Origin of the sequence: Rhodococcus sp. NPDC056516 (genome assembly GCF_042794655.1) — a bacterium.
GTDB lineage: Bacteria > Actinomycetota > Actinomycetes > Mycobacteriales > Mycobacteriaceae > Rhodococcus_F.
Map to the genome: position 1 here is coordinate 94,180 of NZ_JBHTTG010000001.1, position 25,285 is coordinate 119,464.

At 61.6% G+C, this 25,285-nt stretch carries 26 protein-coding genes; 13 read left to right on the forward strand and 13 right to left on the reverse strand.

The genetic code is table 11. The features are described from left to right. The first annotated feature begins 84 nt into the window (after positions 1–84). A complete protein-coding gene (locus ACFQ6Y_RS00405; RefSeq protein WP_378627616.1) occupies positions 85–462 on the forward strand; it encodes a VOC family protein in 378 nt (125 codons plus the stop codon). On the opposite strand, the gene ACFQ6Y_RS00410 is transcribed toward ACFQ6Y_RS00405, so the two are convergent. Next, positions 450–2,063, reverse strand: coding sequence for a helix-turn-helix domain-containing protein (locus ACFQ6Y_RS00410; protein WP_378627618.1), 1,614 nt, complete (start codon positions 2,061–2,063; stop codon positions 450–452). The genes ACFQ6Y_RS00405 and ACFQ6Y_RS00410 overlap by 13 nt on opposite strands. A 107-nt stretch (positions 2,064–2,170) precedes the next feature. Between ACFQ6Y_RS00410 and fepB the strand changes: the two genes are divergently transcribed. From fepB to ACFQ6Y_RS00435, 5 genes are all read left to right on the forward strand, one after another. Beyond that, positions 2,171–3,184 carry a Fe2+-enterobactin ABC transporter substrate-binding protein gene (gene fepB / locus ACFQ6Y_RS00415; RefSeq protein ID WP_378627622.1) on the forward strand — a complete coding sequence of 338 codons (1,014 nt, stop codon included), beginning with the start codon at positions 2,171–2,173 and terminating at the stop codon, positions 3,182–3,184. Continuing rightward, a complete protein-coding gene (locus tag ACFQ6Y_RS00420) occupies positions 3,177–4,235 on the forward strand; it encodes a FecCD family ABC transporter permease (protein WP_378627625.1) in 1,059 nt (352 codons plus the stop codon). Before fepB ends, ACFQ6Y_RS00420 begins: the two co-directional genes overlap by 8 nt. Positions 4,236–4,336: 101 nt before the next feature. After that, a complete protein-coding gene (locus tag ACFQ6Y_RS00425) occupies positions 4,337–5,287 on the forward strand; it encodes a FecCD family ABC transporter permease (RefSeq protein ID WP_378627628.1) in 951 nt (316 codons plus the stop codon). 25 nt (positions 5,288–5,312) lie between these two features. After that, the gene (locus tag ACFQ6Y_RS00430; protein WP_378627630.1) at positions 5,313–6,131 is read left to right on the forward strand and encodes an ABC transporter ATP-binding protein; all 819 of its coding nucleotides are present in this window, start codon (positions 5,313–5,315) and stop codon (positions 6,129–6,131) included. 21 nt (positions 6,132–6,152) lie between these two features. Then, complete coding sequence (locus ACFQ6Y_RS00435; protein ID WP_378627632.1) at positions 6,153–7,010, forward strand: siderophore-interacting protein; 858 nt, start codon at positions 6,153–6,155, stop codon at positions 7,008–7,010. A 48-nt stretch (positions 7,011–7,058) separates the two neighbouring features. Here the strand turns inward: ACFQ6Y_RS00435 and ACFQ6Y_RS00440 are convergent, their stop codons facing one another. Next, positions 7,059–8,408 (reverse strand): lipase family protein, encoded by a 1,350-nt coding sequence (locus tag ACFQ6Y_RS00440; RefSeq protein WP_378627634.1) that lies wholly within the window; start codon positions 8,406–8,408, stop codon positions 7,059–7,061. A gap of 289 nt (positions 8,409–8,697) precedes the next feature. On the opposite strand from ACFQ6Y_RS00440, the gene ACFQ6Y_RS00445 reads away from it, so the two are divergent. After that, the gene (locus ACFQ6Y_RS00445) at positions 8,698–9,339 is read left to right on the forward strand and encodes a TetR/AcrR family transcriptional regulator (protein ID WP_378627636.1); all 642 of its coding nucleotides are present in this window, start codon (positions 8,698–8,700) and stop codon (positions 9,337–9,339) included. Positions 9,340–9,420: 81 nt separating this feature from the next. On the opposite strand, the gene ACFQ6Y_RS00450 is transcribed toward ACFQ6Y_RS00445, so the two are convergent. From ACFQ6Y_RS00450 to ACFQ6Y_RS00470, 5 genes are all read right to left on the reverse strand, one after another. Continuing rightward, positions 9,421–10,158: an SDR family oxidoreductase gene (locus ACFQ6Y_RS00450; RefSeq protein WP_378541611.1), complete on the reverse strand. Its 738-nt coding sequence runs from the start codon at positions 10,156–10,158 to the stop codon at positions 9,421–9,423. Next, positions 10,155–11,630 (reverse strand): aldehyde dehydrogenase family protein, encoded by a 1,476-nt coding sequence (locus ACFQ6Y_RS00455; RefSeq protein WP_378627639.1) that lies wholly within the window; start codon positions 11,628–11,630, stop codon positions 10,155–10,157. Before ACFQ6Y_RS00455 ends, ACFQ6Y_RS00450 begins: the two co-directional genes overlap by 4 nt. Positions 11,631–11,763: 133 nt before the next feature. After that, positions 11,764–12,948, reverse strand: coding sequence for a winged helix DNA-binding domain-containing protein (locus tag ACFQ6Y_RS00460; RefSeq protein WP_378627642.1), 1,185 nt, complete (start codon positions 12,946–12,948; stop codon positions 11,764–11,766). Then, a complete protein-coding gene (locus tag ACFQ6Y_RS00465; RefSeq protein WP_378627646.1) occupies positions 12,948–13,589 on the reverse strand; it encodes a histidine phosphatase family protein in 642 nt (213 codons plus the stop codon). The genes ACFQ6Y_RS00460 and ACFQ6Y_RS00465 overlap by 1 nt, the downstream gene beginning before the upstream one ends. Before the next feature lie 16 nt (positions 13,590–13,605). Beyond that, positions 13,606–15,021 carry an FAD-binding oxidoreductase gene (locus ACFQ6Y_RS00470; protein ID WP_378627649.1) on the reverse strand — a complete coding sequence of 472 codons (1,416 nt, stop codon included), beginning with the start codon at positions 15,019–15,021 and terminating at the stop codon, positions 13,606–13,608. A gap of 141 nt (positions 15,022–15,162) precedes the next feature. Here ACFQ6Y_RS00470 and ACFQ6Y_RS00475 point away from each other — a divergent pair, with 141 nt between their 5' ends. Further along, positions 15,163–16,065: a LysR family transcriptional regulator gene (locus ACFQ6Y_RS00475; protein ID WP_378627651.1), complete on the forward strand. Its 903-nt coding sequence runs from the start codon at positions 15,163–15,165 to the stop codon at positions 16,063–16,065. Between the two features lie 17 nt (positions 16,066–16,082). Here the strand turns inward: ACFQ6Y_RS00475 and ACFQ6Y_RS00480 are convergent, their stop codons facing one another. Both ACFQ6Y_RS00480 and ACFQ6Y_RS00485 read right to left on the reverse strand, forming a co-directional pair. Beyond that, positions 16,083–17,159 (reverse strand): helix-turn-helix domain-containing protein, encoded by a 1,077-nt coding sequence (locus ACFQ6Y_RS00480; protein WP_378627654.1) that lies wholly within the window; start codon positions 17,157–17,159, stop codon positions 16,083–16,085. Between the two features lie 9 nt (positions 17,160–17,168). Next, entirely contained in the window at positions 17,169–18,140 is a 972-nt protein-coding gene (locus ACFQ6Y_RS00485; protein ID WP_378627657.1) for an alpha/beta hydrolase, read from the reverse strand. A gap of 93 nt (positions 18,141–18,233) precedes the next feature. Here ACFQ6Y_RS00485 and ACFQ6Y_RS00490 point away from each other — a divergent pair, with 93 nt between their 5' ends. The 3 genes from ACFQ6Y_RS00490 to ACFQ6Y_RS00500 all read left to right on the forward strand — a co-directional run bounded on the left by ACFQ6Y_RS00490 (position 18,234) and on the right by ACFQ6Y_RS00500 (position 20,689). Beyond that, entirely contained in the window at positions 18,234–18,821 is a 588-nt protein-coding gene (locus ACFQ6Y_RS00490) for a hypothetical protein (RefSeq protein WP_378627659.1), read from the forward strand. 161 nt (positions 18,822–18,982) lie between these two features. Continuing rightward, positions 18,983–19,411: a YciI family protein gene (locus ACFQ6Y_RS00495; RefSeq protein WP_007735729.1), complete on the forward strand. Its 429-nt coding sequence runs from the start codon at positions 18,983–18,985 to the stop codon at positions 19,409–19,411. 3 nt (positions 19,412–19,414) lie between these two features. After that, positions 19,415–20,689: an RNA polymerase sigma factor gene (locus tag ACFQ6Y_RS00500; RefSeq protein WP_378627662.1), complete on the forward strand. Its 1,275-nt coding sequence runs from the start codon at positions 19,415–19,417 to the stop codon at positions 20,687–20,689. A gap of 15 nt (positions 20,690–20,704) precedes the next feature. Here the strand turns inward: ACFQ6Y_RS00500 and ACFQ6Y_RS00505 are convergent, their stop codons facing one another. Then, positions 20,705–21,118, reverse strand: coding sequence for a hypothetical protein (locus ACFQ6Y_RS00505; RefSeq protein ID WP_378627666.1), 414 nt, complete (start codon positions 21,116–21,118; stop codon positions 20,705–20,707). A gap of 154 nt (positions 21,119–21,272) precedes the next feature. Between ACFQ6Y_RS00505 and ACFQ6Y_RS00510 the strand changes: the two genes are divergently transcribed. Together ACFQ6Y_RS00510 and ACFQ6Y_RS00515 are read left to right on the forward strand one after the other, a co-directional pair. Then, entirely contained in the window at positions 21,273–21,443 is a 171-nt protein-coding gene (locus ACFQ6Y_RS00510) for a hypothetical protein (RefSeq protein WP_317555728.1), read from the forward strand. A 215-nt stretch (positions 21,444–21,658) separates the two neighbouring features. Continuing rightward, positions 21,659–22,357, forward strand: a complete 699-nt coding sequence (locus tag ACFQ6Y_RS00515) for a type 1 glutamine amidotransferase domain-containing protein (RefSeq protein WP_378627669.1) — start codon at positions 21,659–21,661, stop codon at positions 22,355–22,357. A gap of 77 nt (positions 22,358–22,434) precedes the next feature. Here the strand turns inward: ACFQ6Y_RS00515 and ACFQ6Y_RS00520 are convergent, their stop codons facing one another. From ACFQ6Y_RS00520 to ACFQ6Y_RS00530, 3 genes are read right to left on the reverse strand one after another with little or no spacing between them, the layout of a single operon-like run. Then, positions 22,435–23,733 carry a DUF222 domain-containing protein gene (locus ACFQ6Y_RS00520; RefSeq protein ID WP_378627673.1) on the reverse strand — a complete coding sequence of 433 codons (1,299 nt, stop codon included), beginning with the start codon at positions 23,731–23,733 and terminating at the stop codon, positions 22,435–22,437. Positions 23,734–23,792: 59 nt separating this feature from the next. Beyond that, positions 23,793–24,647: an alpha/beta fold hydrolase gene (locus ACFQ6Y_RS00525; RefSeq protein ID WP_378627676.1), complete on the reverse strand. Its 855-nt coding sequence runs from the start codon at positions 24,645–24,647 to the stop codon at positions 23,793–23,795. After that, on the reverse strand, positions 24,644–25,276 hold the full coding sequence (locus ACFQ6Y_RS00530; RefSeq protein WP_378627680.1) for a TetR/AcrR family transcriptional regulator: 633 nt from the start codon (positions 25,274–25,276) through the stop codon (positions 24,644–24,646). The genes ACFQ6Y_RS00525 and ACFQ6Y_RS00530 overlap by 4 nt, the downstream gene beginning before the upstream one ends. Positions 25,277–25,285 lie beyond the last annotated feature (9 nt).

The window sequence follows — 25,285 nt, forward strand, 5'->3', positions numbered from 1 at the left end:
GAATCGGGAACACCTCAACTCTGGTATACCTTATACGGTGCATACTGTATGCACTGCACAAGGTTTATGATCATGGAGGCCACGATGAAAATCACCAGCACTGCTCTGTCCTTGAACGTTGCCGACACCGACGCGTCGGCGCGCTTTGCGAAAACCCATTTCGGTTTCACCGAGGCCATGGCCGACGACGGCTTCGTTTCCCTGAATCATCCGGATGCCGGGGTCAACGTGGTCTTCCTGCGCACTGGCCTCGGGACGTTCAAGCCCGACTTCGTCGCAGGTCCGGCCGGTCAAGGCATGCTCGTCGCATTCGTGGTTGATGACCTCGACGCCGAGTTCTCCCGAATCGCCGCCGAAGGTGCCTCCATCGTCACCGAGCCGGAGACCGAACCGTGGGGCGAGCGCTACTGCCAGTTCGTCGACCCCAACGGAATCGTGTGGCAACTCGTTCAGTGGGTGTGAACCCGAGTGTTCGGCTCGGCGGCGCGTGGCACCGAACGTAACCAGAGGGCGCGTTCGACGGACTGAGCTTGGAAACGCTGCGGTGAGATCCCGTGCGCAGTGCGAAACGCGCGGCTGAATGCGGACAGGTGCGCGTAGCCCAGGTTTCTCGACACCGTGCCTGGTGCAATCCCGAGTTGCAGTTGGGTGCGCGCCTGGGTCATCCGGGAAAGGGAGCGCCATTGCGGATACGTGGAGCCGGTCTCGGTCCGGAACTCCCGGCGCAGACTGGCCGCGTCGGTGCCGAACTCTTGCGCCCACTCGTCCAGTGTGCGAGGGTCGGCCGGCCGAGCGGCGATTGTCGCTGCCAGTCGTGTGGCAATCGAATCGGCGACGGATTCGTTCGAAACCGATTGCGCGAGAGGGCCGGTGGCGATGATGTCGAACACCGCGGTGCCGTCGTGGCCACGTGGCCGCAAGGGTGTGTATGCGGCGACGAATGTGTGCAACAGTGCCAATTCGTGTGCGGAGGAGAACTGGACTGTCTCGAGAGCGTCGGCAGGTACGGTCGACCCGTTCGAGGCACGGAAGCCGAGCGGTAGCAGCAGTGACCCCGTCGGAACTGTGACGGTATTGCGGACGCCTGCAGGCAGGATCATTGCCTCGCCGGTGCGCAGTTCCCAGCGGCAGTCGGCGACATCCACCCGAGCTTCGCCTCGGTAGACCCACACTGCGACGTGGGCGCCGTTGACGCGCGGCCACGTCGCGTTGGCCGGGATCGGCGGCGCGGTGTCCCCGGATTGTCCGGGCTGTGCGAGCATGCGGACCAATGCCTGGTCATTGTCTGTGCGCGCACTTCGATCGGTTGGGCGGGAGCGGGTCCGTCGACGATAGTCGCTCGGGCTCTCTCCCATCTGGGCTCGGAACGCGCGAGTGAATCCGCTGCCCGTTTCGAAGCCGACTTCGTTTGCTATCCAACCGATCTCGCGATCCTCCTTCAGATACTCCAACGAGGCGGCGATCCGCGCTCGAAGCCGCCAGCGAGTGAAGGTGAGGCCGGTCTCCTCCACGAAATACCGCTGGAGCGTTCGAGTGCTGATCCCGGCGCGCTTCGCGAACTGTCCCTCGGTGTCGTCGGCGCCAGGTGTTCGCAACAGGGCGTGCGCGATCTCGAACGCTTCCCGTGACTGCGGCAATCGCGGCAGCGACGTGCATCCGTCGTCCGCCCGGGCGATCATTTCGAACAGAGACGTCGGCCTTTCCGCGTCTCCGCGCAGATAGCCCAGGTTGTGAACGAACTCGTGGATCAGTCTGTCTTCCCACCCCGGCGGCACGCGCAGGCGAGTCACGGCCGTTGGTCCGTCGGTGACGCCGTCCGAGGGCGGAAGCAGGATGGGGAACGCGACGGAATTCGAATCCGTCTCCATCGCGTATCGCACGCCGGCCGGGATCCACAGCAATTCGCCTGCCGGTATCTCGTGGACGGCCGATCCGGCTCTGACGCGTCCGCTGCCTGCAAGAACCCAGAACAAGAGTGGTGAGCGGCCGGTGCTGAGTTCGGTGCTGCCGGCGCGGATCGGCCCCAAGTCGACCGTGTCCGACCCTCCCGATAGTGGTAACACGTTGGCGCTCCTGGACAACCCTTGCTACTTAAGTATGGCTAACTTTACCTCTCGGTCGGTCTGCGTTCGCAGCGGCAACTCTCGTACCGTCAGAAAGCCACATACTCATGCGCAGATCTCTACGCCCGGCGGCGGCAATACTCGCCGCGGTCGTCGCCCTCGCTCTAGCCGGCTGCTCGAATTCGTCAGGTAGTGACACCGGAACCGAGGGCACCCAGAAAACCTCCGGGTCCACCGAGGGATGGCCGCGCACCGTCGAGCACGGTGGCCGCAGCACCGAGATCACCGCAAAGCCGACTCGGATCGTGTCCACCTCGCCGTCCTTGACCGGCACGCTGCTCGCGATCGGTGCACCGGTGGTCGCGAGTGCGGCTACAACGCCGTCGGGAATGACCGACAGTCAGGGATTCTTCTCTCAGTGGTCGGACGTGGCGGCTGATCGTGGCGTCGAGGTGCTCTACCGAAATCTCGAGCTGGACCTCGACGCGATCGAGACCTTCGAGCCCGATCTGATCATCGGGTCCGCCAACGGCGGCGACTCGACGCTCGACGCCTACGCACAGCTGAGCGATATCGCGCCCACCGTTCTTCTCGACTACGGCGCCAGCTCCTGGGAGGAGCTTGCGGCTCAGATCGGGGCGGCGACCGGACTCGAGACCGAGGCCGACAAGACCGTCGACGAGTACGACAGCTGGGTGACCACGCAGGCCGGGAAGATCAAACTCCCCGAGCAGCCGGTGACGGCACTGGTCTACATGGGAGCCGACGGGGTCTGGACATTCCGAGCCGACAGCCCGCAGGGCAATCTGCTGACCTCGCTCGGCTTCACCTATGCCGAGCCCGCCGAACAGTTTGTCGCCCCGGACAAGCGGGGTGCCTCCGGCGTCGCGATCGTCAGCTCCGAGAACATGTCTGCCGCACTTGACGGTTCGCAGACGCTGTTTGCCGTCTCGATGGGCCCCAAGGACGTGGAGAAGCAACTCGCGGCCGACCCGCTCCTTGCGAATCAACCTGCGGTCAAGGGTGATCGGGTCTACACGATGGGAACTGCAGCTTTCCGTCTCGACTACTTCAGTGCGAAGCAGACAGTCGAGCTACTGGTGTCCACGTTCGGTGGATGATCGCGTGACCACTTCTGCGCAGTCCCAGATTGAAGCACCGCTGCGGTCTGGGACAGCCGCGCGTGCGGGGTTGTTGGTCGTCGTCTCGATTGTCGTGATCGTGCTGGCATCCGTCGGTGGACTCGTCCTCGGCTCTCGTAACATCCCGGCCTCCACTGTGATCGACGCAGTGCTTTCCTACGACGCCGGCAATAACGAGCACCTCATCGTGATCGAATCGCGGTTGCCTCGAACAATTCTCGGGCTTGTCGTCGGGGCCGCGCTCGGACTGGCCGGTGCGCTGATGCAGTCGATCACCCGCAACCCTCTGGCTGATCCGGGGTTGCTGGGGGTGAACGCCGGAGCGTCAGCGGCAGTTGTGATTGCGATTGCCTATCTGGGGGTGACCTCGGTCGGCGGTTATCTGTGGTTCGCGCTCGCCGGCGCGGCCATTGCCTCGGTAGGTGTGTACATGTTGGGGTCTGCGCATCGCAGCGCCGCGACCCCAGCGCGCATGGCGCTCGCCGGTGCCGCTGTGGCGACGGCGATCACGGCGCTCACCAGCATTGTTCTCATCAGCAACGAGGCCGCATTCAATCAGTTCCGATTTTGGGCGGTCGGCTCGTTGCAGGGCCGCGGCGGGGACGTGATCGTCACCATCCTGCCCTTCGTCATTGTCGGTATCGCGTTGTCGTTGTTGCTGATTCGACCACTCAATGCGATCGCGCTCGGCGAGGACGTCGCCAAAGGGCTCGGCGCCCGCACCGGACCCGCCCGGATCGGGTCCGCTGTTGCAGTCATCCTGCTGGCGGGAGCCGCTACTGCGGCCGCAGGCCCACTCGGCTTCGTGGGGCTCGCTGCGCCGCACATCGTGCGCGGCGTTGTCGGACCGGATCTGCGGTTGCTTCTGCCGTGCGTGCTCGTCGTCGCGCCGGCGTTCCTGCTCTTGGCCGACGTTCTCGGCCGCGTTGCCACCGCACCGGGAGACCTCCAGACGGGGATAGCAGTGACTGTGCTCGGCGGCCCGTTGTTTGTCGCGCTCGTTCGCTCGCGGAGGGTGGCGTCGCTGTGAACATGATTGCAGCGCAGCCGGTCCCACCGCTGTTTCGCGGCTGGGTGATTCGAATCGGGTCAGGGTCGTGGCGAATCGTCCCGCGAGTGCTGTTCGTAGCCATGACAATCAGTGCGGCACTGGCGGCACTCTCGTTTGCCACGCTGATGTACGGGACACTGGACCTGTCGTTGGGTGAGGTGTGGCGCGCCCTGCACGGCGAAGGCAGCGCGGCGGCGGTTCGGTCCGTCCAGAACCGCCGTCTGCCACGGCTGATCACGGCGATCGGGGTGGGCGGCAGCCTCGGTGTGGCCGGCGCGGTTTTCCAGACGCTTTCGCGCAACGTTCTCGGCTCGCCGGACATCATCGGTTTCACGACGGGCGCTGCGACAGCGGCGGTGGTCCAGATCGTGTTCTTCGGCGGCGGGGTACTGCAGACCGCGGGCGCCGCTGTTCTCGGCGGCATGCTGACCGCCTTGCTTGTGTACGCCCTGGCACGTAAAGACGGGGTCAGCGGCGGCCTTCGCCTCGTCCTCGTCGGCATCGGAGTGGGCGCGATGCTGAGCGCCGTGATGTCTTTCCTGGTGGTGCGCGCGGATATCGACGACGCCACCGTGGTGCAGCAATGGACGGCCGGTTCGCTGACCGGGCGCGGTTGGCCGCATGCGGTCAGTGTTGCGATCGCCGTTGGTGTTCTCGTTCCCGCTCTCGTCGTGGTGTCCAGGCGCGTCACCATGATGGAGATGGGTGACGATGCAGCGTCTTCGCTCGGAATCTCCGTGGAGCGATACCGATTCGCCGGCATCCTGCTTGCGGTCGCGCTCACGGGAGCAGCGACAGCCGCCACCGGTCCTATCGCATTTGTGGCGCTCGCAGCTCCCCAGATCGCACGCCGGCTGGCGCGGCGCAGCGGTGTTCTTGTCGCAACCTCCTTCCTGCTCGGCGCTGTCCTGTTGGCGGGCGCCGACTTGATCGCGCAAGCGGTCGAGGTCGGTCTCCGCACGCCGGTCGGTCTTGTGACCAGTCTGCTCGGCGGTGCCTATCTGATCTGGCTGCTCGCCCGTCAGGCCTGAAAAAACCTCGTTACGAAAGAGATTCATGACCACTTCGACATCAAGGCTGCGCGCTGAGAAGATCGAGCTTCGGTACGCCGATCGAACCATCGTGGACGAGTTGAGTCTCGAGATCCCCGACGGCGGGTTTACCGTGGTCGTCGGACCGAACGGGTGCGGCAAGTCGACTCTGCTCCGAGCGCTCGGAAGAATGCTCACACCCCGATCGGGCCGGGTTGTGCTAGGCGGTAACAATATTCGGTCCTACCGCACCAAAGAAGTGGCCCGGCGAATCGCTCTGTTGCCGCAGTCCCCGCTTTCCCCCGGAGCGATCAGTGTCGCCGACCTCGTCTCCCGCGGCCGATATCCGTACCAGAGCATGCTGCGCCAATGGTCACCCGAAGACGAGCGCGTTGTCTCCGAGGCGCTGACCGAGGTCGGAATGCGTGACGCAGCAGATCAATTGGTAGACGAGTTGAGCGGTGGGCAACGACAACGTGTGTGGATTGCCATGACCCTCGCGCAGCGCACCCCGGTGTTGTTGCTCGACGAACCGACCACCTTTCTCGACATCGCCCATCAGATCGAAGTTCTCGACCTCTGTTCCCAACTTCACCAGTCCGGTCGAACATTGGTTGCGGTACTGCACGACCTGAACCTCGCGGCCAGATATGCCACGCATGTGGTCGCGATGCGGTCCGGAAAAATCATCATGCAGGGCAGTGCCTCGGAGGTCTTCACCCCCGAGTTGTTGCGCGAAGTGTTCGACCTCGAGGCTCTGGTTCTCGACGATCCGGAAACCGGACGGCCACTCGTTGTTCCGCGCGATCGCCGACCTGTCACCCCGCTACCCGTCCAAAGCTGAAACCACGATCAGGAGAAAACGATGACCACCACACCTAGACCTGAAGAATCCCGACCCGAAGAAACTGAAACCACTGCGTCGGCAAAAGCGCCACGCGGCGAAGACCATGACCGTGGCCTCAACGATGTGGTCGCCGTCGTCGAACGCGTCAAACGCCCGACCGAGAGTATCCTGCGCATCACGGTCCACTTGACCTCGTCGGCGGATGATCCGAATTGGTTGCGTCCCAACGTCGCATTCCGCATTCAGCTAGGTCCGCAGTACGGCGACATCTCTCGTGTCTACACGGTGCGCACTTTCGACGCGTCGAGTGGTTCGATGACCTTCGACGTCGTGCTGCACGGGCACACCAGCCCGATGATGAGGTGGGCCGCCGACCTGCGTGTGGGTGACTCGTTCTCGCTCACCGGTCCTCGCCCGCACTTCCTCGTTCCCGAGATCGCTGGGCGCCGTGTCGCGCTCTTCGCCGACGACACCGCAATACCCGCTCTCTATTCGATTCTGCTTCAGTGGCCCGAGGGTCTGACCGGTGTCGGCTGGGTCGCCACCGGTGACGCCGAGGCGTTCGCGGAACTGCCCGTGATCCCCGGTCTCGAATTGCACCACGTCGAGGAACGCCTCGCCGAGTATGCTCTCGAGCTCGAGAATCCAGGGGACTACGCGGTGTGGGGAGCCGGGGAGCGCGACGAGATGCGTGCTATCCGAGCGCATTTCCGAAAGATAGTCGGCCTGGCGAAGGATGACGTGGTTGTCTTCGGCTACTGGAAGCGCGGGGTCAGCACCACCGAGATCGATCAGAACCGACTTCGGAACTACACGAGCATCCTCGAAAGCGGCGGCACGCTTGCAGATATCGACGATCTGGCAATCGGGATCTGACTACGCGGGATCTGACGACGCGGGATCTGACGACGTCGGTTGGATTGTTCAGCCCACCGCGTGCTCTTCCGGCGCCAGCGAGTTACCCGGTGCGATGTTCGAGCAGTTGTTCGGCGCTGGGTTCCCGTTGAAACGGTCGTTGAGCCAGGTTATGGCGCCGGGGAGCCACAGCGCGCCACCGGGAACGTGACTGATGGTGTCGTACTGGTCGTACTGGATGGGTAGACCTGCGTCGCAGTAACGAGTGGCGAGTGTGCGGACGTCCCCGGCAACCATGACGCCGTCGCCGGGGCCGACGCCGGGCCCACCTGGCTGGGTGCCTTCGAGAACTCCGTTTGCCGCCTGGGCAATGAACATCGGGATGGTGGGTATCGGCGCGATGCCCATGTTGACCTTGTTTGCGACGTCGACGTACTCGGATACCGAGTTGGGATTGGCGTACTCCGGTTTGGCAATGTCCTGCCAGGTGACTCCCGGATACTGCAGGATCACGTTCCCGATCGAGGCGTCCTCGAGGCGGGGCAGGAGTTCACGTCCCCGATCGCTGATATACGGATCGAAATCGATGTCGTAGGCACGGGCGAGTCCGACGACTGCCATCCCGACAACGCCTGCCCAACCGATACTTCCGTTCGCGTACCGGAGATTGTTTGCCGGGTTGACCAACAGTCCACCCTGGGCCGCGCCGATCAGGTCTTCGTTGATGTCCGGGGCGTAGTCCGGTGCGAGGATGGACGCCCAATTGGTGGCTATTGCACCACCCGAGTACCCCATCAGTCCGATCTCGGCTGAGTCGGAAATACCTGTCTCGGGAGTGTTGCGAGCGGCGCGGATGGAGTCGAGAGTCATCATTCCGTATTCGGGTCCTGCCGCGAAGTCTGCGTTCGGGCCCTCGGTGTCGGGAATGACGACGGTGTAGCCCAGCGCCAGTAGAGGACCGAACATGACGGCTTCGCCGGAAGCGAGAGTCCCGCCGAAGGCGACATTGCGTCCACTGGTGGTCAGGCTGCCGATCGGGGTGTCCCCCGCGACGGCCCGTGACGGCCCGTCTTCTGGGTTCAGTGAGTCGTAAGCCGACTGGAATGAGACGACTTTGTCCGGCTGGGCGTTGGGCGGTCGAAGAATCGAGGTGACATTCGCAGACGGCCGGCCCAGAGCGTCGGTCGACCGGTACAGCACCTGTACGGCCTGCAGCGGGGTGGGGATGTTGACGGCGTGATAGGGCAAGGTTCTCGTTTTGAGAACGGCCCCAGGCTGATACGAAGACAGCGGTGCCAAACCGTCGTACTGGTAGAAGGGATCTGCCGACGGTTGCGCGGCGACAGTTGGTGCTGTGATGCCCGTGAGTGCAATGGCTGTCAGTGCCACCACTCCCCGAAAGAGAATCCTTGATGCCACGGCCGACCCCTCGATTTCGTATGTCACTGTGCGCTTGACGAACTGTTGTGATGGCGCCCACACGTTATCTTACTTTTGAGTAATAAACGAGGGGGTTTGTCTTGTTCATTCGAATCAGATTTGGATGCAATGGCTTTGAGGGATGATCAGCTGCCGTGAGGCTCTCATTCTGCTGTCATGTGTACGATACGACTAGTAGCTATCGCATCCATCGGGTGCCTCGGGCCGCATGCGCTCGACATCAACAAAACCCCTGTGCTGCAAGGGGTTGACGGGCAAAGGAGGACGCATGGGCAAACGCACTCCCAGCGAGGGGGTGTCTCGCAATCCCGGCAATACCGAGACGGGATTGCTCACTCCTCCAAGTGGCACACGTAGTGAAGTGGCCCACGAGAAGGCCCTCCGATCGGCGGAATCCCTTCTGAAGTCCGGTGGGATGAAGGCCGCGACCATCGATGCGATCTCCGAACAATCGGGCGTCAGCAAGGTAACTCTGTATCGGCACTGGCCGTCGCGCCAGGCGATCGCCGCTGAAGCGTTCGGTGTGCTCATGGCCCGGCACTTGACGTTTCCGGAGTCTGACAGTGCGCAAGCCGATTTGAACGACTACCTCGGGGACATCGGAAAGTTCTACGGAGGACCGCTCGGTTCGATCTTCGCTGAACTTGTCGGCGCGTGTGCCAACGATCCGACGACGGCGGCGTACTTCCGCACCTTCTTCCTCGACGAACGTCGTCGCGGCTTCGCCGAACTGATTCGACGATGTGTGGAGTCCGGATACTTCCGCGACGACATCGAGATCGAGGAAGCGATCGATCTCTTCTTCGGACCCTTGGTCTACCGGATGTTGGTGGGGCACGCGAGTATCGACGACAACACGGTGCGCGCGATCATCGATCATGCCGTTCGTGGACTCCGGAGCGATACCTAAGAGGTTTATCCGTTGGAATCCTTGTGCTGGAGAGGGCGAACTGCCCTCTCCAGCGTTGCGATGTGTGTCAACTGGGTGCCGTCAGCTGAGCATTTTCAGCACGTTCTGGTACTCACCGTTGATCTCGGCATAACGAAGTGGCTTGGCGGCCTCGACCACGATTTCCGTGGCGTTGTCGTGTGCCTTCAGTGCGGTAATGGTTTCGGCGATGTAATCGTCGAGCGGCAGAGCAGATTCGGAGTTCTCCTGGTTCATCAGCGTGGTGCGGACGCCCGGTGGGATGAGCTCGATGCACTGGATCGAAGTATCGGCGAGTTGCACACGCATGCTCTCGGTGAAGAGATGAACAGCAGCTTTCGTCGCGTTGTAGGTCGGAGTGATGGGAAGCGGGACGAAGCCGACGGCGGATGACACAGTGATGATGGTGGCGGTGGGCTTCGTCAACAGATGCGGAATGAACTGGCCGGCCAGTCGAATTGTCCCGAGTAGGTTCGTCGTGATCGTTCGCTCGGCGACGTCGAGGAAGTCCGGGCTTTTAAGATCCTCCGGGTACATGATTCCCGACATTGTCACAAGGACGTTCAGGTCGGGAAAGTCTTGCGTGACAGATTCATACGCCTCTCGGATGGAATTCGTGTCGTCCACATCGATGACGACGGTACTGATCTTCGGATGCTCGCTCGAGATCTCTTGCAGCAGAGTGGATCGCCGTCCACCGATGATTACCTTGTTCCCCTCGTTCTGCAATGCCAGTGCAAGTTCGAGGCCGATTCCGGAGGTTCCGCCGGCAATGAAGATGGTATTTCCCGTGATGTTCAACTTGTGATTCCTTGCTTTGACGGGGGAGTCGACGTGACTACAGTGATCGATTTGAGTTGGGTGTATCCGTTGAGCGTTTCGAGGCAGAACTCTCGCCCGAGACCGCTTTCCTTGAATCCTCCGAAGGGAACGCCGCCTCCCAGGTTGAAATACTGATTGATCCAGATACATCCGGCCGCAAGACGATCGGCGGTTTCCATCGCGTTCTTCAAGTTCGACGTATAGATCCCGGCAGCGAGCCCGTATGGAGTGTCGTTCGCTTCTGTGATCACTTGCTCGTAATTGTTCCACTTGAGGACGCACAAAACAGGTCCGAAGATTTCGTCCTGCGCAATTCGCATCGAGTTCGTGACCTCCAGAATTGTCGGTTCGATGAAGTTTCCGGCTTCGAATCCCGGCACTACTGTTCGTTTGCCGCCGGTAAGTAGTTGTGCGCCTTCTTCGATTCCGGAATTGATCATCGAGATCACACGATCGGCATGTTCTTGGTGAATCAGGCCACTCAGCTCGGTGTCTTCGCTCAGAGGTGGCCCGACTCGCAACGATCGGAATGTGGCGACGAGTTTTTCCACGAAGGTGTCGTAGATATCCTCGTGGATGAACAGACGTGTTCCGGCTAAGCAGGATTGGCCATTGCACATCAGGACGCCAGAGGTTGCGTCGGCGACCACAGCATCGACGTCGTCGATGTCAGGAAAGACGATGCTCGGACTCTTGCCGCCGAGTTCGAGAGTGGTCGAGATCAGTCGGGATGCTGCGGCGTGTGCCACCAGCCTGCCGACTTCGGTGCTCCCGGTGAAAGCGAGTTTGCTGACTTTCGGATGACCGATCAGGGCTGCGCCGGCCTCTTCGCCGAGGCCGGGTACAACATTGAGAACGCCTTTCGGGAACACTTCGGCGGCGATCCTCGCCAGTTCCATGACTGAAACACAGGCATTTTCATCAGGTTTGAGTACGACGGTGTTTCCGGCAGCGAGAGCGGGAGCAATCTTGAATGCCGTCATCACAACGGGATCGTTCCAGGGAATGATCTGTCCGCACACGCCCAAGGGCACCCGTTTCGCAACCAGATACCCCGAGGCCAATTCGCGGCCGAAACCGTGGTGCGCCAGCGAAACTGACGCAAAGTATCGAAGGTGCGACACTGCGGCCCGATAGTCTTCTCGCATCTCCCTGATGTGTCGCCCGGTATCCATACACTCGAGTTGGGCTAGTTCTTCGGCACGTTCCTCAACCAGTGAGGCAAACTGCAAGATTTGTGTGGACCGTTGTTCGGTCGTCAGGCCTGCCCACGCCGGAAATGCCCGTCCGGCGGCTTCGACCGCATCATTGATTTCTTCTGCCCCGCATCGGGACAGTGTGGCGAGTAGAGCGCCGGAAGCGGCGTCACGGGCCTCGAAGGTGGATGTGCCGATGGCTCGGAACGCTCCATCGATATACGCACCGTATTCACGAACTGCTTGACCTTCCATGGAACCTCCTAGATCGGTCAATTGGTGACATTGAAAGTGTACTGTACGTTTCGTACACTTGTCGACGGTTGCCGTGCCGCGCATGGATCGCGTTAGCGGAAAGACCAGCTAGAACATTGTTCTGGTCACATCGTCAAGGCGTGGCTCCAGCAATTTCAGCCGCCTGCTTCATAGCCTGTGAGACGTACCCCGTGCCGATTCTGACGCCGCCCAGCCACTCGGTGAGGCGCGCCGCCTCGGCATCGAGAGAACGTCGCGCAGACGCTGACACGGTCTCGAGCAATCGGACGTGCACCACACCGGTTTCATCTTGGATCCAGCACCCCACGACGCGACCGTCGACCCAAGCGGTGGTGCCGGCATTACCGCGGGTGTCGAAGAGTTGGTTGCGGTGCGGGCCGAGGTAGAAGTCACGGTTCTTCCACCCCATGATCGTCGGGTCGAGCACCGGTAGGAGTGCCACCCAAGGACCTGGATCAGGCACCGTGGCGACGTCATCGGGTAGCAACCAGCCGGTGTCGCCTCCGTCGAGTGAGACTGCAACGGCGTCGAGTTCGGCGAGGGCGGCCCGGACGACCGTCTTCGTCGAGCCCAGCCACCAGACGATGTCGTCTTCCGTGCCCGGTCCGAAGGTGTAGAGCCAACGGCGGACTATTTCTCGATAGCCGTCTGCAGATTCGAGATCGACGGGGGCGTCGTCGAGCCAGTGTCGAGTGAGAGTCCACAGTGGGCGTGAGACTGGGAAGCGTGCGGTGTTGGTGCCGCGCATGATGTCTGCGGTCGCACCGAGATGCGTGAGAACCCTGGGTGCCGACCAGATTTCACCTGCCGAGCCCTCGACCTTGACGTCTATCATCGGCACGGCCTGACGAATCTCTACCGCTGAAAGCCCTTCAGGCCTATCGGTGAGCAACTTCAGTACTTCCGTCCGTGCGCGATCGAGCCAGTCGTTGCCGTCGACGGCGAGTCCGGCCTTGACGACATCCTTGGCCATTCGTGCCCGCTCGGTGTTCGCGACGAGGGCGGACGCACTCGACCACGCGGCCGGCAGCAAGTCGCGGGGAAAGGTGAAGAGTGTGCGGCGCATTGCCAATTGCTTCACGAGACTGCGTTGGTCGTACAAGGCGCGGTCGACATCGGCGGCATCCAAGGATCGAACCCTCGCCCAGCAAGACAGATAGACCGTCGCTGACTCGGTGGCGTGAAGCACCGTCATCGCCCGAGTCGCAGCTTCCGGGGAATCGACACGGAACGAGGGCGCCAGCGCATGACGTACGCCCATGCGTGCACGGCGTTCGTCGTCGGAGACATGGCGCATCAAAGCATCGTGCCACAGTCCAGGTGCGAGGTATCGGCTAGCTGTGCGAGAGTTCGATTGCGCCAGTAGTCGTCGTGCTGGAGATGAGTGATTGCACCCGGTGTGGTCGCGAAAGTTGCAAACCCTGCGGCTTCGATGGGGATCTGCAGCCAGGCGGAGACTACGAATGTGTGTGCAAAGCCGTGTGTTACGACAATATGATCGTGGTCGAGATCGGTCATCAGTTCGCGAGTGCATTCGCCGACCCTCGATGCGATGTCGCGGCGAGTCTCGGCACCGGCAACGGGGCCACGGTGATCGAGGCGGTTGGTGTCGGGAGCCGGCACCTGGCGCTGGGCGAGCCACGAGTTCGGGCGTCCTTCGGCTTCTCCGAAGCTGATTTCGCGCAATCGTGAATCCGTTGTCACCGGAGTGCCGAGTGTCCGGGCAATAATCGTAGATGTCTCGGCGCAACGACGGAGGTCCGACGAGGTGATGCGGATCGGCCGCGAATTTCCTGTGCGTCGTCGCTTCAGGGCTGCCGCGATCAATTCTGCATCGCGCCGACCGGACGGGGTGAGAACCGAATTGTGCCAACCGCCGACGACGTCCTGCGCTGTGTGTTCGGCATGAGGATGAGTGACGACGTAAAGATCCTGCACGCGACCGCCTTTTTACTTACCCGACCTTTTCCGGCAACAGTATTCCAGGATTGAGGATTCCACGCGGGTCCCAGGACGATTTGATCAACTGCATCGCGGTGATGTCGGTGTTCGTGCGCCCCAGCGTTACCCACGGAGACTTCGCGCGACCTATCCCGTGCTCGGCGCTGATGCTTCCATGGTGGGCGGCAACGAGTTGGAAGACCGTATCGGTCAGTTCGTGTGCGACCCCAGGGGCGGCATCCAGGAGGTTCACATGAATGTTTCCGTCGGCGAAGTGCCCGAACAAGATTGGCCGCACGAGGGGGAATCGCTCGTCCAACGTCTCTCGAAGGTTCCCGATGAACATGCCCATCACGGACAAGGGCACGGAGATGTCCAGCTTTACAACCGGTGTCGTCGACGAAGCGCTGATGCTTTCGGTGTGACTCTCCCGCAAGGTCCACAGTTTTCGAGCGGGTCCAGGTTCGACCGTCGCGTCCTCGATGAGATCGGCAGAGTCGGAGAGAACTTCCAGGAGTGACTCTTCCGTCTCGCGCGGCGACGACACCTCGATGAGTGTGTACATCGGCGAAGGGGCGCCGAACGGACGACGGGCGTCGGTGTGTGCGCAGACGAGGTCGATGCCGTCGTCAGTCATGATCTCGGCGGCTTCGACGGTCAATCCGCTCTGCCGCAAGCGATTACATAGATGCAACGCTTGCTCGATGTCGCTTACGCCGGCGAGTACAACCTGGGTGTCGGTCGCCGGGGTGACCAGCTTCATCAATACTTTGGTGATGACGGCAAGAGTTCCCTCGCTGCCGGCAAGAAGGCCTGGAATGTCGTAACCGACATTGTCTTTGACGAGTGGCGTCCATCTGCTCAAGACGGAACCGTCGGCGAGCACTGCCTCGATACCGAGGATCTGTGCCCGCGTGTTTCCGTATCGGACCATGCGCGTACCACCGGCGTTGGTAGCGACGATGCCGCCGAGTGTCGCGGATTCCTTTGATGCCAAATCGATTCCGAACCGGAGACCGTGTGCAGATGCGGCCAGGTCGGCGCGGGCAACGGTCACGCCGGCGCCGGCTGCGATTGTCCGGCCGATGGGATCGACGGACTCGATCGTCTCCAACCGTCTGGTACTCAGCACCACGGACCCGGCCGAGGCGATTCCGCCACCGACCAGTCCGGTGTTGCCGCCTTGAGGCGTCACAGGTACCCCCGCATCGAAGCATGCTCGAAGGACCGCAGACACTTCGGCGGTGTTGACCGGACGAACTATCGCGATCGCGTCGCCGATCCAACGTCCCGTCCAGTCGCGCGTGTAGCCCTCGATCAGTTCGGGATCGGTGAGGACATGCGTTTCGCCGACGATCTCCGCGATGGCGTCGAGGAGTCTCGCGTCCGTTGCGGGTTCGCGCGGTTCGGCGAGTGTTCGGGGGTTCATGTGCAACCTTGTGATCGTTCGGGAGACAATATTTCGGGAGACAAGCGGTAGAGCAGCGTGACCTCGATCCTCCGACCTCAGGTGATGCCATGTCCAAGACCAAGTAGTGACACCACCATCTGTTCTTCTTATAATCGCCGTATGAACCTGCAGCGCGCCCGTTATCTGATCGCTCTCTCGGATCATGGCAGCTTCACTCGCGCCGCCGCGAACGTCCACGTCGCGCAGTCGGCGCTCAGTCAGCAGATCAAGGTTCTCGAGCGCGAACTCGGAGTGCCTTTGGTGGATCGTCGAGGTCCGCAGTTCACCTTCACCGACGCCGGCCGAGTAGCGGTACGAGAGGCGCGCTTTTTGCTCGGGTGTGCGGACCGGGCGGTCGATCGAATTCGATTGGCTGCGCGCGGCGTGGATGGAGAACTGCGCATCGCTTACACCCGCTCGTGGGCCGGCGGCGCAGTAGCGGATCTGGTCAGCACCTATCGAAAGCTCTACCCGGGCGTGGAGGTCGTCGTTCATCGTGGCACGTCGGCGCAGACAGTTGATCTCGTCCGAAACGGAGCAGTCGACGTCGCGGTCGTGCGGCCGCCACTCGAAGACGGTGATCGCGAACTTCCCCTGATCGTCCTCGACACCGAACCAATCCTGGTGGCGGTGCCCGCGGATCATCCGTTCGGGGGTCGAACGACCCTCGAACTCGGGGACCTGGTCGGCATTCCCGTCGTGTTCTGGCCCGAGGTAAACGCTCCGGGCATGTATTCGCGCACTCTCGAACAGCTTTGGCCGGACGGCACTCCCGATATCGTTCGATTCGAAGCTGACGACGAGCAGGTCCTCCATGCCGTATCGGACGGAGTGGGAATTGCGCCGATCCCTCAGGGGCGGGCAAGGATGCTCCGCATTCCGGGTATCCATCTGTGCGAAATCGTCGGTGAACAACCAACTCTCGATGTTGCTGTCACCTATCGACAGGACAATCCGAATCCAGCGCTTGCACCGTTCGTTGCGCTCGCCGAACGCGAAAGATTGTCAACTGCTTCGCCGTGACTGATCCTGGGCAGGATCTATTCGGCGTCGAGAACCAGCATCATTGCGGTTGCGCGTGCTCGGTTCTCGACGGTGTCAACGTGAAACTCGACGTGCTGAGACAGCTTTGACAACCGGTGCGCGACGCTGCTGTGATGGAGATGCATGGTATCCGCCGTGGCCCTCAATGTTCCGGATCGCAGATATGTCCTCAAGGTTTCCAGCAGCTCCGATCCCTGCTTGGTGTCGCCAATCCGTCTGGCAAGAACCAAATCCGGGATTTTCGTGTGATCGATGTGCGATCCGGGCGCCAGGAGGTTGAGCGCGCCGAAGCTGTCGGCGTTCACGATCGGTGTTGTTACCGAGGTCTGAGTGTGAGCGAATCGTGCTGTGCTGATTATCGTGTGCATTTCGGAAGCGGCTGCAGCCAAGGATATTCCGGCGCGGATGGATGACGCCAACGCTGCCTCGAACAGTCCGGTTGTCGGTGTGAACGAATCCTTCACAATATCCAGATATTCTCCGTCAGCCTCTACCCTGATGGCTTTGCCGGGGATGCAATCCTTCGAAATGGTAAGACGTGCAGTGCTGTTCGCCGCACCCGAGGAAACCGTGGATACGACAACACGGACTGGGGTGCCGGGTTCAATCCCGAGACCGGCGCACGAAGTGAGTACGGTCAACTCGTCCATCGGAAAGAGCAGATTGCGGGTGTGCTCGGCTTCGGTAGGTAAGCGGCGGGGCTGCAGGATTATCGAGGCAGTCAGAGCCATTCGGTCGACGAGCATCTCGTCGAGTGGCAAGTTTGCACCAGGACGCTCGATCCATACTCTCCCGAGAACATCATCGTCGACGGCAATCTCCCTGGTAATGCTGGGGGCGAGACAGGATTCGGGAGACCACCGGCCGCGCGGGTCGCAACGACGTGAATTCTTCTTGTTACCGTGTTCGACGATCTCGATGCCCACAACGCAGTCCGCCAACTGTGCGCTCGCGCGCAGCAATGATGCTGTGTCGGCGCCGTGCCGCACGAGGGTGTCGAAGTAGTCGATGACGCGTACCAAGCCCGCCGAGTCTGCGTCGAGCTCGGCAAGCCGGTACATCAGTCCTTGCATCTCGCAACGCTACGAGACTGGCGACAGCGAACGCAACCCTCTCCGGAGCGCCGTGAGGGCTTCGGCGGCACCTCTTTCGCTGACCGCTGCGGTAGCGACAAGTGCCGACCCGTGAAAGGTCCCGGGGAAGGAGTGCAATTCGACGCTGACGCCCGCTTGCAGCAGTCGAAGGGCGTATTCGATTCCTTCGTCGCGGAGCGGGTCGAGTTCCATGGTGGAAAGGTAGGTCGGCGGTAGACCTGTGAGATCGGTAGCCCGGGACGGCGCAGCGTAAATGGAGACGTCCCGATCTGCGGGACCTGAGTACGACTCGCCGAGATAGTACTTCCACGACAGGATGGCGTTGGGGCGGTGCCACAAGGGTGTGTCGACGAAGTTCGTCATCGAGACCGTTGCCAGACGGTCGTCGAGTTCGGGGATCTCGAGGAATTGGAATGCGACGGGCACAACGCCCTCGTCGCGGGCCTTGAGCACGGTGCCCGCGGCCAGTCCACCGCCCGCGCTCTGCCCGCCGACTGCGATGCGGCTGGGATCCACACCGAGTTCCTCGGCATGTTCGTGGATGTACATAAGCGCGGCGTAGCAGTCGTTGACGGGCCCGGGGAAGGGTGTCTCGGGAGCGAGGCGGTACTCCACGTTGGCGACGGCGAATCCTAGTTCGCGCGCTACCTGGACACAGAATGGATCGCTGGATTCTGCTGTGCCGATTGCGAATCCGCCGCCGTGAATCCAGAGCAGAACAGGGATAGGTCCGGCGGTGTTATCCGGAGTGAAGAAGCGAATCGTGACCGCCGGATCGGCGTTCAGGCCAGGGGCGGACAGCTCGCGAAGCGTGACTCCGTCGAATGACAGGTCGACCAACATTGTGCCGACCAGTGCGTCATAGGTGGCCCGCGCGTTGGGAAGGTCCGAGAAGTCAACCTTCGGGAGCATGGTGAGTGCTGCGGCGAGTTCGGGGTCGAGAGTGGGAAATGTTGTCATGCATTCATCATCCAGCTTGAATGTGGCCTGCGTCACCAGCGGCGTGTAGGGAATTGGGGAGTCGCCATCCGACGCCCGTCGGATCTCCCTAGGATGACGCCGGTGGACACAGTACATCTCGGGGTGGACTCGAGCGATTCGGCGATCAGGGCTCGGATCGGTGGACATCCGCCGCAGGTTTTCGCGGGACAGCCGATTCTGCAGACACACGAATACCTTCTGACGCTTGCGGCCCACACGGCCACGTGGCTCGGTGAGCGAGAACTTTCCGTCTTCATTCGTCGGGGTTTCTCAATCGGAGATGATGACCTCGAATACCCGGACATCGGGGTTCGGGCAGTCCTGCACTCTCCGTCATCGAGAAGTGCGGAATCGGCGGGCAGTCATGGGGGCTTGGGGAGCGCGGCGTTGATCAAAACTCCCGCAGATGAAGAGGTGATGTCGTTGGTGTTGATCGCTCCGCAACCGGTGCTCATCCAGAACGAACCGTCCTACGCCGAGGCCGTCGAGGCCGACGGACACCGTTTCCTTTTCCAGATCAATGACGAGGGGTGGCCGGTGGGTTCGCAGTCGCAGTTCGCGGAGGAGTACCTATTCGGTTACGGGTCGGTGTATTTCTACGGGAGCACTGACGCGAACGGCCTCGTTCGTGAAGTTGTGCCGGGATTTCTCGACTTCTGACCTGCCCGACGACCCGTCTGCCGATAGCGTGAGCAGCGCATCCAGACCGGCGGTTTTGTCCTCGGGAAAAAACTTTCGGAAGTTTGTCGATCGGTGAGTGTGCCGTTCGACGTGTAGGCAGAGGGACCGAACAGAGCGGTCCACAAACGAAGGAGATTCTCATGAAGTACATGCTGATCATGCGTTCCACCGACGAGGCCATCGAAGCATCCAAGGACATGGATTTCGACGAGATCATCGCCGCGATGGGTCAGTACAACGAGTCCCTGATCAAGGCCGGTGTCTTGTTGGCCGGTGAGGGATTGGCCATGGAGGAGGGGTTCATCGTCGATTTCGAGTCCGATCCTCCGCTGGTTTCCGACGGCCCGTACGGAGAGACGAAGGAGTTGTTCTCCGGCTTCTGGATCATCCAGACGTCGACCAAGGATGAAGCCCTGGAATGGGCAAAGCGCTGCCCGTTGGGGCCGGGCAGCAAGCTCGAGGTGCGCCGCGTGAGTGAGATGTCGGACTTCGATCAGGACAACGAGTACATCCAGAAAGAAGCCGGCTGGCGCGAAGAGCTCGGCACCGATCGTCCGGTCGCAGGCTGAACCATGACCGACGAGGCGGTGCGAGAAGCAACGAGAACGGCTGTCGACGCGGTCTGGCGTATCGAATCCGCGAAGATCGTCGCCACGTTGACTCGCACCGTCGGAGATCTTGATCTTGCCGAGGACCTGGCGGCGCAGGCTCTGCTCGAAGCCGTCGAGCAGTGGCCTGCCACCGGGGTTCCGCGAAATCCGGCTGCCTGGCTGACGTCTGTTGCGACACGACGCGCAATCGACGGGTGGCGACGACGCGAGAAGTTGGACGAACGCTACGCCCACTTCGCGCGTGAACTCGAGAACGACGCTTCGCACTTCGATGACGTCAGTTGGGATCCGGATCGGATCGACGACGACGTCCTTCGCCTGATGTTCATTGCCTGTCATCCTGTGTTGAATCGAAAAGCTCAGGTAGCCTTGACTCTTCGGGTAGTGGGCGGGTTGACCACGGAAGAAATTGCCAAAGCATTCCTGACGCCGACGGCAACAGTGCAGCAGCGGATAGTCCGCGCGAAGAAGGCGTTGACCGCCTCGAAAGCGGTATTCGAAGTTCCAGGGCGAGAGGAATTTTCGAAAAGACTGGGCGCTGTACTCGGTGTGCTGTATCTGGTGTTCAACGAAGGGTATGCGGCCAGCTCCGGGGACGAGTGGATGCGCGCGGATCTGAGTGCTGAAGCGCTGCGGCTGGCTCGGATACTGGCCGAACTGGTCCCGGGGGAATCCGAGGTGCACGGCCTCGTCGCGTTGATGGAACTGACAGCCTCGCGATTCGGTGCCAGGACAACTTCGACGGGCGAGCCCATCCTGCTTGCGGACCAAGACCGGACTCGGTGGGATCGCCTTCAGATCTCACGAGGGTTTGCCGCGCTAGAGCGGGCTGACTCCGTCGGGCGTGGACGCGGACCCTACGGTTTGCAGGCCGCGATAGCCGAATGTCATGCTCGAGCAGCAACTTTCGATGACACCGATTGGAAGAAGATCGTCATACTCTACGAGGCTTTGGCGCAACTGGCGCCCTCGCCCGTGGCCGACCTCAATCATGCGGCGGCGGTATCCATGGCATACGGTCCGGCCCCTGCACTCGAATTCGTCGACAAGCTTGTCGCTTCAGGTGAACTGGCCGGCTACCACCTGCTTCCGAGCGTGAGGGGTGAGTTGCTCAGTCAGCTCGGCCGATCCAGGGAAGCTCGAACCGAACTCCTCGAAGCGGCCCGGCTGGCTGGGAATGAGCGTGAGCGTGCAGTGCTGGTCGCGAAAGCTGATGCGCTGCTGCCGGATCAGTAGTCACGCGATTTGTAGTCAGGGCTCAGTTGGATCGTCATTCGGCACCATGGGCGGCATTCCGACTCCGTACGGGTCGAGCATGTCCGAGACACGACGACCCCATCGTTCGTGCGCGGACTGTCGGGTCATTCCGGCCGCGCGGCCGATGGTTGCCCACGTTGCGCCGAATCTGCGCAGGCTCATGACGCTTGCCGTCGAATCGATGCCCGCGGCAAGTTGAATCCGGAAACTTGCCAACTGCCACGCCATCTGACGCTGCGCCGGGATATCGGTGTCTTGTTCCGCCTCCCACTCGGGGCTGCCAGGTAAGGGGTCCGTACCGACAATTTTGTCCGCCTGCGCGCCGGCCTCGGTGATCGCGGCGTTGGCCGTCGTAATGGCGGCAGCATCGATCTTTGCGGTCAGAGCGTGCTCGACCAGGTCGTCCATGAGAAATTCTCCTTTCGTCAGGAATAGCCTGACAGTTCCAATCAAACGTTGTCAAGAGTTACCTGACTGATGCTCAGTTTAATTAATGCACGATCTATTTGTGTACTATCTAAATGGTCTCCGGTCCTATTGGCCGACGTCGAAGGGGTTGCTGGTGAAAATCGTGGTTCTGTCATTCCTGTTGGCGCTGACCTTGATGACGGTCGGGATCATCGCGGCACGCAACCGCAGTACTCGGCCAGCCGTGACCGGGGTAGTTACTGCTGCGTCGACGGTTCTCGCAGCCGCCTGGACACTTTTTGCCGTGGCTTTCGTTTTGGCCTGATCGCGCTGCTCGACCCAGATGCCCGAGTTGGGAAAGTGGGTATGACGGATTCCAGGCCGGTTGGTGAGAAGTCGCACTGGAACCGGCGATGCGGAATTCCCTTCCGGTGAGTGCGTTTTATCCAGGGGAGCGTTCTCCGGGGTTTCGTGTCCCGGGTTCCTGAATACGACGGTTCCTGACTACGACGGTTCCTGACTACGACGAAAGGTTGCGCGATGACAAAGCTGTTGTTTGCAGTCACTTCTGCAGATCACTGGACGCTGAACGACGGAACTGCCCACCCGACCGGGTACTGGGCGGAAGAACTGGTCGAGGCGCATCGCGTTTTCGTCGACGCCGGCTACGAGATCGTGATCGCGACGCCTGGCGGTAAAGCTCCCGTTGTGGACGAGGGAAGCCTGGCGCCCGAGGTGAACGGCGGGCAAGAAGGCGCCGACCGTATGCGCAAGTACATCGCCGATCTGCAGCCGGTGCTCGATTCGCCGGAGATTTTGGAGAACTCCGATGCTGCCGACTACGACGTGGTTTTCGTACCAGGTGGACATGGACCGATGGAAGATCTTGCGGTGTCGGCATCCTTCGGCGAGCTTCTCGTGAACTTCTTGGATGCAGACAAGGTGGTCTCGGCGGTCTGTCACGCACCGGCGGCACTCCTGCCGGCGAAGAGGACCGATGGGAGCTGGCTGTTCGACGGCTATCAGCTGACCTCGTTCACCAATGAAGAGGAGACGCAGGCTGGTCTGGCGGACAAGGCTCCGTGGTTGCTCGAAACTCGACTACGCGAGTTGGGTGGCAAATTCTCGAAGGCTGATGCCTGGTCGCCTTACGTCGTGGTGGACCGGAAGCTCTACACCGGTCAGAACCCGGCGTCGTCGAAGCCACTCGCCGAGCGGATCGTCGCCGACTTGGGCTGAGCATGGCTTCTGGCACCGCATCGAGATCTCCTCGATGCGGTGCTGGGCCGTGTTCTGTTGTCCCCGAGAAGCTCTTCTCAGGTTTTGAATGTTGTGTTCGCCGGCCTGGGGTGCTGCCCGGGGTCGATCGAGGGTGGCGGGATGAACCAGGGTTTGTTGTCGACGCCGATTCGGATTTCCCATTTTCCGACGAACCCCGCTTTGCGGTGCATCAGTCGGTGGTGCGAACGGCACAGCAGGACAAGGTTGTTCATCACCGTCGGACCACCGTTGGCCCAGTGCTTAATGTGGTGTGCGTCGGTCCACGCCGGTACGCATGTGCAGCCGGGGAAGGCGCAGCCCTTGTCGCGGGCGATCAACGCCACCCTCTGTTCCGCGCTGACCAACCGTTTTCCGGGTCTCGCATCCAACGGCGCCCCGTGATCATCGAGCAATACAGTCGACAGGAAACAATCACACCCCAACAACCTCGTCTGAGACACCGACAGCGGTCCCAACCATGGCATGTGCCCGACATCAAGATCTGACGGGGACTCTTCACCATCAGAAGGCGCGGCGGCACAATCCCGATGCTCAGCCAAATCGCGCGCGTTGATGTGCACGTTCACATGCGGACGCTGCCCACCATCGGCACCGGTCTTGGCGCAGTCCAGATACCGGCGGATCAGTTCGGTGAACCCGTCCGCCGTCCGCTTCGCCGCCGACCGAGCGTCAGGGGTTCCGTCCGGCGCCGGGGTCGGCATCGTCAGATTCGACAACGCCGACAGCAACATTTCGCCGGTGAGGGCGTCGAAATCACCCCGCACCACCACCCGACCGTTCAAGGTCGAGGCGATCCGCAGTTCGTTCCGATCGACATCTTCGGCCGGCGGAATCTCATCCGATTCGAACACCCGCTCCAAGGTCGCGATGACGTGCCGCACCTTCGTCGTCGTCGCCTCCACACCCGACGCAGCTGCGAGCAACAAGTCGATGCAGCGAGGGAGTGCTTCCTCCGGCATCCCCTTCGGCGGGGATTCACAAAACGTCACGATCAAGACGGCATGATCGAACGAGCAATCCCCAACATCGAACCGAGCCGCCACCGCGGGAAACGGCCGCAGCGCCGCACCAAGGGCGGCGATCTTCTTCCCGTCCCGAACCTGCAGCATCGTGTTCGCCGCCAACCACGCCCCCACCCCGCGAGAGGCGATCACCTGATCATCCGGGCGCATCGACAACTCGTCCACCACCGCCACCCGCACCGCCTCGAGACGCAGAATCTCCGCACTCGCCGACACCGCAGCCTCGCGCAACTCCGCAGCAGACAACTGCCACAGGCGTCCGCGTAACCCCACCACAGAACCCGACACCACATCCGACGACAAGACACTCATTGAATCCCCCGATCCCCTACACACAGGGTACTCGAACACCCGTTCGAGTCAAGTGGGAATTAAGCGAGGGCGCGAATGAGTGGAGTGGGGTCCGCGACGACGAACAGATGGCCGCCCCCGCTGATCTCTTCGAAGCGAGAGTGGGGCATCAACGAGTGTGCCCAGCGGGCAACTTCGATGGGTACGTTTCCGTCTTCGGTTCCGTGTAGGAAAACTGTTGGTACCGAGATGGATTGGAAGAGCCCTGGCACCTCGTGGCGATACCGAGCCAAGTCGACAACCGCTGCCGATCCGCCCTGCGCGATCCCTTCGGATGAATCCAATTGGAGGGCGGGGCGATGCGACTCGTCGGTCATGACGGCCTGATCGGCGGCCGGCCAGATCGAGACGGAGTCGCTGCGTAGCTTGGAGAACACTCCGGTTCCTGCGAGCATTGCGCCGGCCACACGGGGAGCCCAGTTGGCGGCAAAGTACAACGCAGATACCAGTTTTATTCTGCGTCGCAATGTATCTCGCGGCGCACCGGGAATCATGGCGCACGCCAACACCAGTTTCGAGATCCGTTCGGGAACGGCTGCAGCGACCGCGAGCGCGTAACCACCGCCCCCGGAGAAGCCCATGAGTGTGGCCGAGTCCAACTCGAGGTGATCGATCAGGGCGACGTAGTCGTCGTCCCAGGAATGAAATCCCCTGTCCAGGCACGGATCTGTGCGTCCGAAGCCGGGGCGATCGGGAACTATCAGCCGTATGCCTGCCGCCGCAGCCGCGTTGTCGAGTGAGAGACCCTCGTATCGGCTGCCAGGTGATCCGTGGACCACGACTACCGGGCGGCCGGTCGGATCGCCGTACTCGCAGAACGCGATACGGCGCCCGGAGGCGTCACGAATTTCGGTTGTCGTCACGCTGCTTGTCATGTTGTACTTCCTTGCTGCGCGATCGACGCCACACCGTCCAGGATGAGAGTGACTCCGAATTCGAATCTTCGGGCGGGATCGTGATGAAGTGCGAAGACCGATGCATCGCGTCGATCAGCGGGTGCACTGTCGAAAGCTCCGCGTCCCAATTGAATTGCGACGTGTCCGGTTACAAAATCATGCAGGGCGCCGTACGCGTACGTGGCCTGTTCGTCCTCGAGGCCGGCCAGGGAAAGGGCACTTACGACTCGGTGGGCAGTATCGTCGGCGCCGGGGGCTTCCAGTGATGCCTGCCGATGGGCTTCCAGGACCAGGGGATGGCGCATCAGGAGATCGTGGAGGCCGTAGGCGAACGTGCGGGCAACCCCGCGCCAGTCGGTCGGCCAGTCGATCGACGAGACGGCTTCGCCTACGAGAGTCGAGATCAGATCTCGCCTCAAGGCGTCGATGCCACCGGTTGTGCGGTGGACGGACATCGGCGATATGCCGAGTCGCTCGGCGAGTACCCGAAATGACACCGCATCCAGGCCGTCCGTATCGGCAATCTCTGCCGCGGCATCGAGAATCTGTCTGTGACTCAATGCTTTTGGTCGGCCGGCCCTTGCGGAGCCGGCGGATTCGGATACCATGCTGACAAC

What these genes read in the sequence shown, in the direction of transcription:
- ACFQ6Y_RS00405 (WP_378627616.1), top strand. Translation starts at nt 85, where the DNA reads ATGAAAATCACCAGCACTGCTCTGTCCTTGAACGTTGCCGACACCGAC.
- fepB (WP_378627622.1), top strand. Translation starts at nt 2,171, where the DNA reads ATGCGCAGATCTCTACGCCCGGCGGCGGCAATACTCGCCGCGGTCGTC.
- ACFQ6Y_RS00425 (WP_378627628.1), top strand. Translation starts at nt 4,337, where the DNA reads ATGACAATCAGTGCGGCACTGGCGGCACTCTCGTTTGCCACGCTGATG.
- ACFQ6Y_RS00430 (WP_378627630.1), top strand. Translation starts at nt 5,313, where the DNA reads ATGACCACTTCGACATCAAGGCTGCGCGCTGAGAAGATCGAGCTTCGG.
- ACFQ6Y_RS00435 (WP_378627632.1), top strand. Translation starts at nt 6,153, where the DNA reads ATGACCACCACACCTAGACCTGAAGAATCCCGACCCGAAGAAACTGAA.
- ACFQ6Y_RS00445 (WP_378627636.1), top strand. Translation starts at nt 8,698, where the DNA reads ATGGGCAAACGCACTCCCAGCGAGGGGGTGTCTCGCAATCCCGGCAAT.
- ACFQ6Y_RS00455 (WP_378627639.1), bottom strand. Translation starts at nt 11,630, where the DNA reads ATGGAAGGTCAAGCAGTTCGTGAATACGGTGCGTATATCGATGGAGCG.
- ACFQ6Y_RS00460 (WP_378627642.1), bottom strand. Translation starts at nt 12,948, where the DNA reads ATGCGCCATGTCTCCGACGACGAACGCCGTGCACGCATGGGCGTACGT.
- ACFQ6Y_RS00470 (WP_378627649.1), bottom strand. Translation starts at nt 15,021, where the DNA reads ATGAACCCCCGAACACTCGCCGAACCGCGCGAACCCGCAACGGACGCG.
- ACFQ6Y_RS00475 (WP_378627651.1), top strand. Translation starts at nt 15,163, where the DNA reads ATGAACCTGCAGCGCGCCCGTTATCTGATCGCTCTCTCGGATCATGGC.
- ACFQ6Y_RS00480 (WP_378627654.1), bottom strand. Translation starts at nt 17,159, where the DNA reads ATGCAAGGACTGATGTACCGGCTTGCCGAGCTCGACGCAGACTCGGCG.
- ACFQ6Y_RS00485 (WP_378627657.1), bottom strand. Translation starts at nt 18,140, where the DNA reads ATGACAACATTTCCCACTCTCGACCCCGAACTCGCCGCAGCACTCACC.
- ACFQ6Y_RS00490 (WP_378627659.1), top strand. Translation starts at nt 18,234, where the DNA reads ATGACGCCGGTGGACACAGTACATCTCGGGGTGGACTCGAGCGATTCG.
- ACFQ6Y_RS00495 (WP_007735729.1), top strand. Translation starts at nt 18,983, where the DNA reads ATGAAGTACATGCTGATCATGCGTTCCACCGACGAGGCCATCGAAGCA.
- ACFQ6Y_RS00500 (WP_378627662.1), top strand. Translation starts at nt 19,415, where the DNA reads ATGACCGACGAGGCGGTGCGAGAAGCAACGAGAACGGCTGTCGACGCG.
- ACFQ6Y_RS00505 (WP_378627666.1), bottom strand. Translation starts at nt 21,118, where the DNA reads ATGGACGACCTGGTCGAGCACGCTCTGACCGCAAAGATCGATGCTGCC.
- ACFQ6Y_RS00515 (WP_378627669.1), top strand. Translation starts at nt 21,659, where the DNA reads ATGACAAAGCTGTTGTTTGCAGTCACTTCTGCAGATCACTGGACGCTG.
- ACFQ6Y_RS00520 (WP_378627673.1), bottom strand. Translation starts at nt 23,733, where the DNA reads ATGAGTGTCTTGTCGTCGGATGTGGTGTCGGGTTCTGTGGTGGGGTTA.
- ACFQ6Y_RS00525 (WP_378627676.1), bottom strand. Translation starts at nt 24,647, where the DNA reads ATGACAAGCAGCGTGACGACAACCGAAATTCGTGACGCCTCCGGGCGC.
- ACFQ6Y_RS00530 (WP_378627680.1), bottom strand. Translation starts at nt 25,276, where the DNA reads ATGGTATCCGAATCCGCCGGCTCCGCAAGGGCCGGCCGACCAAAAGCA.